Consider the following 9192-nt stretch of genomic DNA (forward strand, 5'->3'; position numbering starts at 1 on the left):
CCTTGAGCGCCCGCGCGAAACTGTCACGGGCGGCTTGATCGTAATGTCGTGCCGCCTCGGCCCGCGATCAAGCAGGCCACCCGCTTCACGGCATGATTAACGCCGGCCTCGGGGGAGCGGTTCATTTCCTGAAGATCGCTTCGGCGCTTGCGCGAAAGGAGACGGAGGCATCGATCTTGGCGCGCACCCGCGCGATCTCGGCTTCCAGCCCCGCAATCCGGGCGTGGAGTTCGTCCACGGACAGCGGATCGAGATCCTGCTTGCCAAGCTGGGTCAGCGGATCGTCCGGCTTGGCCGGGAAGAGTTCGTCCAGGTCCATCAACACGGAACGTTGACCGGAGCGGAGTCGCTGTCAACAACGCGCGCCACGACCGGCGCATATTCTCGATGGAGCGTGACTCGATGGCCACCGTGCCGCCTACAATGCGGGCGATCGACCCCGAAGGGCCGGGCGGGCCCGAGGTGCTGACCCTGGTCGAGCGGCCCGTGCCCGAGCCTGGCGAGGGCGAGGTGCTGATCAAGATCGAAGCGGCGGGCGTCAATCGCCCGGACCTGATGCAACGGATCGGCGCTTATCCGCCGCCGCCGGGGGCGCCTAGCATCCCGGGCCTGGAGGTCGCCGGCCGCGTGGTCGGCGTCGGCGCGGGTGTGTTTCCCTCGGGCTGGATGGCCAAGCGGGTCTGCGCACTGGTCAGTGGCGGCGGGTATGCGGAATATTGCACCTCGCCCACTGGCCAATGCCTGAATGTGCCCGGCCCGCTCAGCATGGTCGAGGCCGCCGCGCTGCCTGAGGCGGTGTTCACCGTCTGGACCAATCTGTTCGGCATCGGCGGCGCCAAGCGCGGCGACACGGTACTGGTGCATGGCGGGACCAGCGGGATCGGGACCACTGCGATCCTGCTGGGGCGGCTGTTCGAGCTTAACGTCATCGTCACTGCCGGATCGGACGAGAAGTGCGCCCGAGCGGTCCAACTGGGCGCGCGCTATGCGATCAACTACCGCTCCGGCGACTTCGTCGAGGCGGTCAAGGAGTTGACGCAAGACAAGGGCGTGCAGGTCGTGCTCGACATGGTCGGGGGCGATTATCTGTCCCGCAACCTGGCGTGCCTGGCCGAAGATGGGCGTCACGTCTCGATCGCGGCGCAGCGCGGAGCGATGGCCGAGGTGCAGCTGTGGCACATCATGCGCCGCCGCCTGACGCTCACCGGCTCGACGCTGCGCGCCCGGTCGGTCGCGTTCAAGTCATCCCTCGCGGTAGAAATCCAGAAGAAGGTCTGGCCCTTTCTCGAGACCGGCCGCATGCGCCCGGTCATCGACACGGTCTTTCCGCTCGCCCGGGCGAGCAAGGCGCACGCCCGGATGGAAAGCGGTGTGCACGTCGGCAAGGTGATACTGGAGGTCGGCGACGGGTGAGCCGGACCTAGCCCAAGGAGGAGCTCAATCGTCGCGGTCGCTGCCGCAGATTTCGCCCGTGCGGCAGGCCTCGCCCAGGGCGAACACGACCGCAACCAACACCCCCACGCCGATCGCGACATAGCCGACCGTTGATATCCCGTGCTTGCCGGCGCGTTCGTCAACCCTGCCATTCGGCGCGATCCCGAGCCGATCGACGCGCCTGCCCGCGAGCCTGAGCGTGACCGGTTCCCCGCCGTCAGTTCCAAATGCCAGGCCCTCGCCAAAGCGCATCCGCACAGCGCCATCACCCGTCGTGGACCGCTGCATCGGCGCAATTGCGAAGGCGGCGCTCGCCTTGGGCGCCGCACCGAGCGAGAGCCGCAAGCGAGCGCCCGCGAACGCGCCCATGCTGCGCTCTCCCGCAGACGGCGGCCCCGCATCAAGGCTCGCAGCGTGTGCGGGCTGGGTGGCGCCTGCAATGGCAGCGACAATCAAAGCCGCGGCGGCAACGCACTTCATCATGGTATCCCCTTCGTTCGCACCCGATCGCCCCTGCGGCGTTCTTGCGGGTCGGCTGCAGGCTCGATCCACAGTTCGGTTTTTGTGTGGCACAGATCGTTCGCAGGCGGCGCGGGACTCACGGGCACGTTTTCGGGCGAATCCGGCACGCACGAACGCATTGCTTGCCCTTCGCGCCACCCTGCACTAAGTCTCCGCGATTGCTTCGGCCGCTCCGTGAGGGGCGGCCCTTTCTTTATTCCGGAGTACTTGCGCAGTGGCCCAGCCGCTCATGCCTCACGCGACCGCATCCTGGCTGGTCGACAATAGTTCGCTGACCTTTCAGCAGATTGCGGAGTTCTGCGGGCTTCACATCCTTGAGATCCAGGCGATCGCTGATGACACCGCGGCGACAAAGCTGACCGGGCGCGATCCGATCCGGGCCGGCGAGTTGACGCAGGAGGAGATCGAGCGCGGGCAGAATGATCCCAATTACAAGCTGCGCATGTTCAAAGTGCCGGACGAGGTCCGCCGCACCAAGGGGCCGCGCTATACTCCCGTATCGAAGCGCCAGGACAAGCCCGACGGCATCGCCTGGATCATCCGCAATCACCCGGAAATCAGCGACGGCCAGATTGGCAAGCTGATCGGCACGACGCGGACCACGATCGCGGCGATCCGTGATCGATCCCACTGGAACATCTCCAACATCACTCCCAAGGATCCGGTCACGCTCGGTCTGTGCTCGCAACGCGAGCTCGATGCGCTGGTCGCCAAGGTGGCCAAGGCGGCAGGGCACGAGCCATCGCCGGACGATGGCCGTCTTGCCGGCGACCGCGAGGCGCTGATTTCGGAACTGCGCGCCGAGCGCGAGTCGAATGCGCGGCTAGCCGAGGCTGCACACGCCGCCGAGCTGGCCGGCGAGACCGCCGCTCCCGCATCCAGCGACCGCGGCTTTGTCGACCCGTTCAGAAGCTGAGCTGTCGGGAGCGGAAAGTCCGTACACCCACAAGGGGCTGACCTACCCGTTCGGCCGCCGCTTCCCCGAAGCAGGCGAGTTGATCAGCGTCGCCGACGGGCTGCATTGGGCGCGGCTGCCGGTTCCGGGGCCGCTCAAACACGTCAATATCTGGCTGCTGGATGATGGCGAGGGCTTTGCCGCGATCGATGCCGGGCTCGACATCCCGCCGTGCCGCGAGGCCTGGGAGACGTTGCTCGCGGGGCCGCTCGGTGGGCGGCCGATCAGCCGGATGCTGGTCACGCACTTCCATCCGGATCATCTCGGTCTTGCCGGTTGGCTGTGCGAGCGTTTCTCCGCCCGGCTCTGGATGAGCCGTGAGGAATGGCTGTTCGCCCGGATGCTGACCAGCGACGTGCGCGACGCGCCGCCGCCCGATGCTTTTGCCTACTGGCGCTCGGCCGGGTGGAATGAAGAGCGGATTGAGGCGGAAGCCGCCAAGGGCTGGGGCCGCTTCGCCTCGGTGGTGACGCCGGTGCCGGTCAGCTTCGTACGGCTGCGCGACGGCGATCTCGTCCCGATCGGCGGCCGCGAATGGCGAGTCGTCACCGGCAACGGCCATTCACCCGAACATGTTTGCCTGCTCGACGAGGCGAACCGCGTGCTGATCGCCGGCGATCAGGTGCTGCCGCGGATCACGTCCAACGTGTCGCTGTCGCTCAGCGAGCCGGAAGGCGATCCGCTTGGCGACTGGCTGGACTCCATCGCCAAGCTGCGTCGCTTGCCGGATGATCTGCTCGTGCTGCCCTCGCATGGTGATCCGTTCATGGGTCTGCACGCCCGTCTGGACGCGCTCGACGCCGGACATCGCGACCGGCTGAATGCGCTTGCCGAGCACCTTGAGGAGCCCCGCCGTGCGGTCGACTGCTTTTCGATCCTGTTCGGGCGCAAGATCGACGCCGGCATCTTCGGCCTCGCGACCGGAGAGGCGATGGCACACCTGCGGCGGCTTGAGCTGGAGGGCAGGGCGGCGAGGGAATGGCGCGGCGACACCGCCTGGTTTCACTCCACCCAGTCGAGCCCGATCTCGCGGTAAAGGCCGCGGTCCTCTTCCCAGTCGGGATTGACCTTGACGTGGAGGAAGAGGTGCACTTTGCGGCCGAGCAGTTCGGCCAGTTGCGCGCGGGCGGCGGCGCCGATCTGCTTGATGCGCGTGCCGCCCTTGCCCAGCACGATTGCCTTCTGAGTCGGCCGCCCGACCAGGATCTGCTGGTGGATCGCGACCGATCCGTCGCGGCGTTCTTCGTATTTTTCGGTCTCGACGGCGCTTGCATAAGGCAGCTCCGCGTGGAGCTGGAGGTAAAGTTGTTCGCGGGTGACTTCGGCGGCGAGCATGCGGTCGGTCGCGTCGGAAACCTGGTCTTCGGGGAAGTGCCACGGCCCTTCCGGAACGCGCGCGGCGAGCGCGGTCTTGAGGTCCGGGATGCCGTCGCCGGTCGTGGCGGAGACCATGAAGATTTGTTCGAACTGGAGCCGCTCGGAGAGCCTGGCGGTTAGGGTGAGCAGTTCCTCCTTGGGCGTAATGTCGACCTTGTTGAGGATCAGCCATTTGGGCTCGGGCCTGCCGCCAAGCCCGTCCAGCATCTCCTCCAGCCGATGCGACAGGCCGGTCTTGGCGTCGATGACGAGCGCGAGCAGGTCCGCATCCTGCGCGCCCGCCCAGGCGGCCGCGACCATGGCGCGGTCCAGCCGGCGCTTGGGCTCGAAGATGCCGGGCGTGTCGAGCAGCAGCACCTGCGCCTGACCAAGGATCGCCACCCCCATCAGCCGCACGCGCGTGGTTTGCGCCTTGGGGCTGACGATCGCGACCTTCTGGCCGACGAGCGCATTGACGAGCGTCGACTTGCCGGCGTTCGGCGCTCCGACAACGGCTACGAAACCGCAGCGCTCCGTCATGTGACTTTCTCCAGCAACGCCTTGGCGGCGGCAGTTTCAGCCTCCTGCTTGCTCAAGCCATCAGCGGTGGCGCTGCCCACATTCTTGATCTCGACTTCGACTACGAATTTCGGCGCATGGTGGGGGCCGGAGCGGCCGGTGAGATGGTAGGCGGGGGGCTTGCGGTTGTTGGCGGCAGCCCATTCCTGGAGCGCGGACTTGGGATGCTTGGGCGCGCGATCCTGGCCCTCGACGCGCTCGGCCCAGGCGGAGCGGACGAACCGCGCCGCTGCTTCCAGCCCTGCTTCCAGATAAAGGGCGCCGATCAAGGCTTCGGTGATGTCGCCCAGCACATTGTCGCTATCGGCCGCGCCGTCGTCACGAGCCTGCTTGCCGAGGATCACATGTTCGCGCGCGCCAAGCTCGCGCGCAACCTCGGCGCAGGTCTCGCCCGAGACGAGCACGTTGAAGCGGCGCGACAGCTTGCCCTCCGGTTCATCCGGATAGAGCTCGTAAAGCCAGGTCGCCATCGCGAGCCCCAGGACCCGATCACCGAGGAACTCCAGCCGCTCGTAATGATCCTCGCCGCGGCTCGAATGCGTGAGCGCACGCTCGAACAAGGCCGGATCGGGCGGCCGATATCCGAGCGTCGCCTCGATCCAGGACAGGAGGTTGGCGCGTGCATCCATAGGGTCAGAAGGTCTCCCCGATTCGCTCCGAGCGGGCGGCGGTGAACCAGGTCCAGGGCTTCAACCATTCGGCCGAGCCATCGGTGGAGAAGAAGGTCACCAATGCTTCCCCGATCAGATAATCCTCCTGCAGGAAGCCGACGCCATCCATGTTCCGAGGAAAGCGGCTGTCCATGCTGTCGTCGCGATTGTCGCCCATCATGAAATAGTGGCCGGCCGGCACCTGGAAGACGGGCGTGTTGTCGGCCACTCCGTCGACCTGGTCGAGGACATAATAAGAGCGGCCGCCCGGCAGCGTCTCTCGGAAGCGCGGATAAGCGCAGTAACGCCGCCCTTCCTGATCCTCCACGGTCGGATCCGCATCCGGATCGACGCTGCGGCACGGGCTGTTCGGCGTGAGCGGCATCAGATAATCCGCCACCCGCACCTTGGGCACGGCTTGGCCGTTCAAATAGAGCGCGCCGTCCCGCATCTGCACGGTGTCGCCAGGCAAGCCGATCACCCGCTTGACGTAATCGTCCTCGCTTCCGCCCGGCTCACGGAATACGGCGACATCGCCGCGCTCCGGCCGAGCCCCCAAATAGCGGCCAGTGAAGCTGCCGAGGCCGAACGGCATCGAGTGACGCGAGAAGCCGTAGGGCCATTTCGATACGAACAGATAATCGCCGATCATCATTCGCGGCAGCATCGATCCGGACGGAATCACGAACGGCGCGACCACGAAGCTGCGCAGGATCACGGCAGCCAGGAACACAAACAGCAGGAAGCGCGTGGTTTCTGCAAGGCCGCCCCTTTTACGCCGCTTCGCCGGCTTGTTCGCCGCTACACTCCTCGCTGTCGCCATTCCGCGCGCTTTCGCTTGGGGCGGAGCAGGGGTCAAGCGAACAGCGCGGTGAAGTGGAACAGACAGGAACGGACGCTCCCAGGCCTCCACCAAGGCTAGGCTTTGCCGCACCCCCTCCCTAGATAGCCCGGACTTCTGAACGGAAAGGCGGCATGTGAGCGATTGGGCGGCGTTGGAGGCACATCCGGGGTCGAGCTTGACCGAGCTGTTCCAGGCCGAGCCGGACCGGCTGTCCCGGCTGGTTGTCGAGGAAGTCGGGCTCCGCTTCGACTTTTCCAAAACGCACCTTGATCATGCGCTGCTGGACGGCTTCGCTGCCCTGGCCGAGGCGCGCGACCTGCCCGGCAGGCGCGAGGCTCTCTTCCGCGGCGAGGCGCTCAACGCCACGGAAGGCCGGGCCGCCGAACACCCGGCCGAGCGCGGGCATGGAGCGCCGGAAAGCGTTCACCGCGCCCAGACGCTGCACCTTCGGATGCGCGCGCTGATCGACGCGATCGAGGCGGGTGCGTTCGGCCCCGTTCGGCACATCCTTCACATCGGCATCGGCGGATCGGCGCTCGGCCCCGACTTCCTGATCGATGCGCTCGGCCGTGATGCCGGCCGCTATGACAGCGCGGTGGTTTCCAACGTGGATGGCGCGGCACTGGAAGCGGCGTTCGCGCGCTTCGATCCAACCGCCACCCTCATCGTCATCGCTTCCAAAACCTTCACCACTAGCGAGACCATGCTCAATGCTGAGTCGGCGCTGACATGGCTCGAGGAGGACGGGGTTGACGACCCATATGGCCGCGTGATTGCGCTGACCGCATCGCCCGAGCGGGCGATCGAATGGGGCGTCGACGAAACGCGCATCCTGCCATTCTCCGAGACGGTTGGAGGACGCTACTCACTGTGGTCCTCGATCGGCTTTCCGGTCGCCCTGGCGCTTGGCTGGACGGAGTTCGAGGAACTGCTCGAGGGCGCCGCGGCGATGGACCGGCATTTTCGCCTCGCGCCGCCGCTGCAGAACGCGCCCGTGCTCGCCGCTTTCGTGGACCGCTACTACGCCAACCTGCGGGGCGCCGAGACGCGCGCCGTCTTCGCTTATGATGAAAGGCTGCGGCTGCTGCCATCCTATCTCCAGCAGCTCGAGATGGAGTCGAACGGCAAGAGCGTCACCTTGTCCGGTGAGCCGGTCGGACGGGCCACGGCTCCGATCACCTGGGGTGGCGTCGGCACTGACGCGCAGCATGCCGTCTTTCAGCTCCTGCACCAGGGCACGCATCTCGTGCCGGTCGAGTTCGTGGCGGCGATCGAGCCGGATCACGCGCTCGATCCCGACCATCATCGCCAGCTGCTGACCAATTGCTTCGCGCAAGGTGCTGCGCTGATGGCCGGCCGCCGTTCCGACGACCCGCATCGTTCCTATGCGGGCGATCGCCCGTCCACGACCATCCTGATGGACCGCGTGGAGCCCGCCTCGCTCGGCGCGTTGCTCGCGTTTTACGAGCATCGCACCTTCGCGAACGCTGTCCTGCTCGGGATCAATCCGTTCGACCAGTTCGGCGTGGAGCTCGGCAAGGAGATGGCCAAGGCTATGGATAGCGGCGGGCTGCAATTCGACGCATCGACAGAGGCGTTGATGGCCCACGCATTCGGAGACGAGTTTTGAGCCAGTACGATTACGACCTTTTCGTCATCGGCGGCGGTTCCGGCGGGGTGCGCGCGGCGCGTGTGTCGGCCGCACACGGCGCTCGGGTCGGGCTTGCGGAGGAGCATCGGGTCGGCGGGACGTGCGTCATCCGCGGCTGTGTGCCGAAGAAGCTGCTCGTCTATGGCGCGCACTTCGCCGAGGATCTGGCCGACGCGCGCCGGTTCGGCTGGGAAGTGCCCAGGTGCGACTTCAATTGGGACGTGCTGCGCGACAACGTCCATGACGAGGTGAAACGGATCGAGGCGGTCTACCAGGGCATTCTCGACAACAACAAGGTGGAGACGATCCACCAGCGCGCCACGGTCATCGGGCCGAACGAGGTCCGGCTCGCGGACGGCAGCCAGGTCTCCGCGGGCCGAATCCTGATCGCGGTCGGATGCTGGCCTTACATCCCCGACTTCCCGGGCGCGGAGCATGGCATCACCTCCAACGAGGTGTTCCTTCTCGACCGGGTGCCGAAGCGTTTCGCGATCGCGGGCGGCGGCTATATCGCCAACGAGTTCGCGGGCATCTTCCACCATTTCGGCTCGGACGTGACGATCATCAATCGCGGCGACCGCATACTTCGCCACTACGACGCCCAGATCCGCGATCGGCTGCTTCAGATCTCGATCATGGCGGGCATGAAGTTTCGCTTCAACGCGCCGTTCGAGCGGGCGGAGAAGCGGGAGGACGGGTCGCTGCTCATCCAACTGAAGGACGGCGGCGATCCGCTGGAGGCCGACGCCCTGCTGTTCGCGCTCGGCCGCGTGCCCAAGACGCCCGGCCTCGGCCTGGAGACGGCGGGAGTGGAACTGAGTCGCGGCGGCGCCGTGATCGTCAACGCCGACAACGTGTCGACCTGCCCCAGCATCTACGCGATCGGCGACGTCACCGACCGGGTCCAGCTCACGCCGGTCGCGATCCGGGAGGCGCAGGCCTTTGCCGACAGCGTGTTCGGGGGCAAGCCCTCCCAGGTCGACTACGATAACATCCCGTCGGCCGTGTTCAGCCACCCGCCGATCGGCGGCGTCGGTATGACGGAATCCGAGGCGCGCAACAGGCTCGGCTCGGTGCGCTGCTACACGTCCGATTTCCGCCCGATGAAGAACGTCCTCGCCGGCCGCAACGAGCGCGCGCTCTACAAGCTGGTCGTCAACGGCGACACCGACCAGGTCGTCGGCATCCACATGATCGGCCC

Annotated in this window: 10 protein-coding genes; 5 read left to right on the forward strand and 5 right to left on the reverse strand. The window is 66.6% G+C overall.

Going from position 1 to position 9192, the window contains the following annotated elements; genetic code table 11:
* Positions 1-121: 121 nt before the first annotated feature.
* Positions 122-319 (reverse strand): DUF1192 domain-containing protein, encoded by a 198-nt coding sequence (locus VF631_RS06410; RefSeq protein WP_431849448.1) that lies wholly within the window; start codon positions 317-319, stop codon positions 122-124.
* 83 nt (positions 320-402) lie between these two features.
* On the opposite strand from VF631_RS06410, the gene VF631_RS06415 reads away from it, so the two are divergent.
* Positions 403-1413: an NAD(P)H-quinone oxidoreductase gene (locus VF631_RS06415; RefSeq protein WP_431849449.1), complete on the forward strand. Its 1011-nt coding sequence runs from the start codon at positions 403-405 to the stop codon at positions 1411-1413.
* Between the two features lie 24 nt (positions 1414-1437).
* Here the strand turns inward: VF631_RS06415 and VF631_RS06420 are convergent, their stop codons facing one another.
* A complete protein-coding gene (locus tag VF631_RS06420) occupies positions 1438-1803 on the reverse strand; it encodes a hypothetical protein (protein ID WP_431849450.1) in 366 nt (121 codons plus the stop codon).
* A 382-nt stretch (positions 1804-2185) separates the two neighbouring features.
* Here VF631_RS06420 and VF631_RS06425 point away from each other — a divergent pair, with 382 nt between their 5' ends.
* Together VF631_RS06425 and VF631_RS06430 are read left to right on the forward strand one after the other, a co-directional pair.
* Complete coding sequence (locus VF631_RS06425) at positions 2186-2872, forward strand: cell cycle transcriptional regulator TrcR (RefSeq protein WP_431849451.1); 687 nt, start codon at positions 2186-2188, stop codon at positions 2870-2872.
* Positions 2850-3947, forward strand: coding sequence for an MBL fold metallo-hydrolase (locus tag VF631_RS06430; RefSeq protein ID WP_431849452.1), 1098 nt, complete (start codon positions 2850-2852; stop codon positions 3945-3947). The genes VF631_RS06425 and VF631_RS06430 overlap by 23 nt, the downstream gene beginning before the upstream one ends.
* Here the strand turns inward: VF631_RS06430 and era are convergent.
* The 3 genes from era to lepB are packed head-to-tail and all read right to left on the reverse strand — an operon-like array spanning position 3914 to position 6319.
* A complete protein-coding gene (era, locus tag VF631_RS06435; RefSeq protein ID WP_431849453.1) occupies positions 3914-4807 on the reverse strand; it encodes a GTPase Era in 894 nt (297 codons plus the stop codon). The two genes, VF631_RS06430 and era, sit on opposite strands and share 34 nt — an antisense overlap.
* Positions 4804-5475: a ribonuclease III gene (gene rnc, locus VF631_RS06440; protein WP_431849454.1), complete on the reverse strand. Its 672-nt coding sequence runs from the start codon at positions 5473-5475 to the stop codon at positions 4804-4806. The genes era and rnc overlap by 4 nt, the downstream gene beginning before the upstream one ends.
* Positions 5476-5479: 4 nt before the next feature.
* Positions 5480-6319 carry a signal peptidase I gene (lepB, locus tag VF631_RS06445; RefSeq protein WP_431849455.1) on the reverse strand — a complete coding sequence of 280 codons (840 nt, stop codon included), beginning with the start codon at positions 6317-6319 and terminating at the stop codon, positions 5480-5482.
* 154 nt (positions 6320-6473) lie between these two features.
* Here lepB and pgi point away from each other — a divergent pair, with 154 nt between their 5' ends.
* The gene (pgi, locus tag VF631_RS06450) at positions 6474-7970 is read left to right on the forward strand and encodes a glucose-6-phosphate isomerase (protein WP_431849456.1); all 1497 of its coding nucleotides are present in this window, start codon (positions 6474-6476) and stop codon (positions 7968-7970) included.
* On the forward strand, positions 7967-9192 hold a 1226-nt coding region (gene gorA, locus VF631_RS06455; RefSeq protein WP_431849457.1), incomplete at its 3' end, for a glutathione-disulfide reductase. The genes pgi and gorA, both read left to right, overlap by 4 nt.

The organism is Allosphingosinicella sp. (genome assembly GCF_036387615.1).
Classification (GTDB): domain Bacteria; phylum Pseudomonadota; class Alphaproteobacteria; order Sphingomonadales; family Sphingomonadaceae; genus Allosphingosinicella.

Coding starts and splice junctions, on each gene's coding strand:
- VF631_RS06410 (WP_431849448.1), bottom strand. CDS start 319: ATGGACCTGGACGAACTCTTCCCGGCCAAGCCGGACGATCCGCTGACC.
- VF631_RS06415 (WP_431849449.1), top strand. CDS start 403: ATGGCCACCGTGCCGCCTACAATGCGGGCGATCGACCCCGAAGGGCCG.
- VF631_RS06420 (WP_431849450.1), bottom strand. CDS start 1,803: ATGGGCGCGTTCGCGGGCGCTCGCTTGCGGCTCTCGCTCGGTGCGGCG.
- VF631_RS06425 (WP_431849451.1), top strand. CDS start 2,186: ATGCCTCACGCGACCGCATCCTGGCTGGTCGACAATAGTTCGCTGACC.
- era (WP_431849453.1), bottom strand. CDS start 4,807: ATGACGGAGCGCTGCGGTTTCGTAGCCGTTGTCGGAGCGCCGAACGCC.
- rnc (WP_431849454.1), bottom strand. CDS start 5,475: ATGGATGCACGCGCCAACCTCCTGTCCTGGATCGAGGCGACGCTCGGA.
- lepB (WP_431849455.1), bottom strand. CDS start 6,319: ATGGCGACAGCGAGGAGTGTAGCGGCGAACAAGCCGGCGAAGCGGCGT.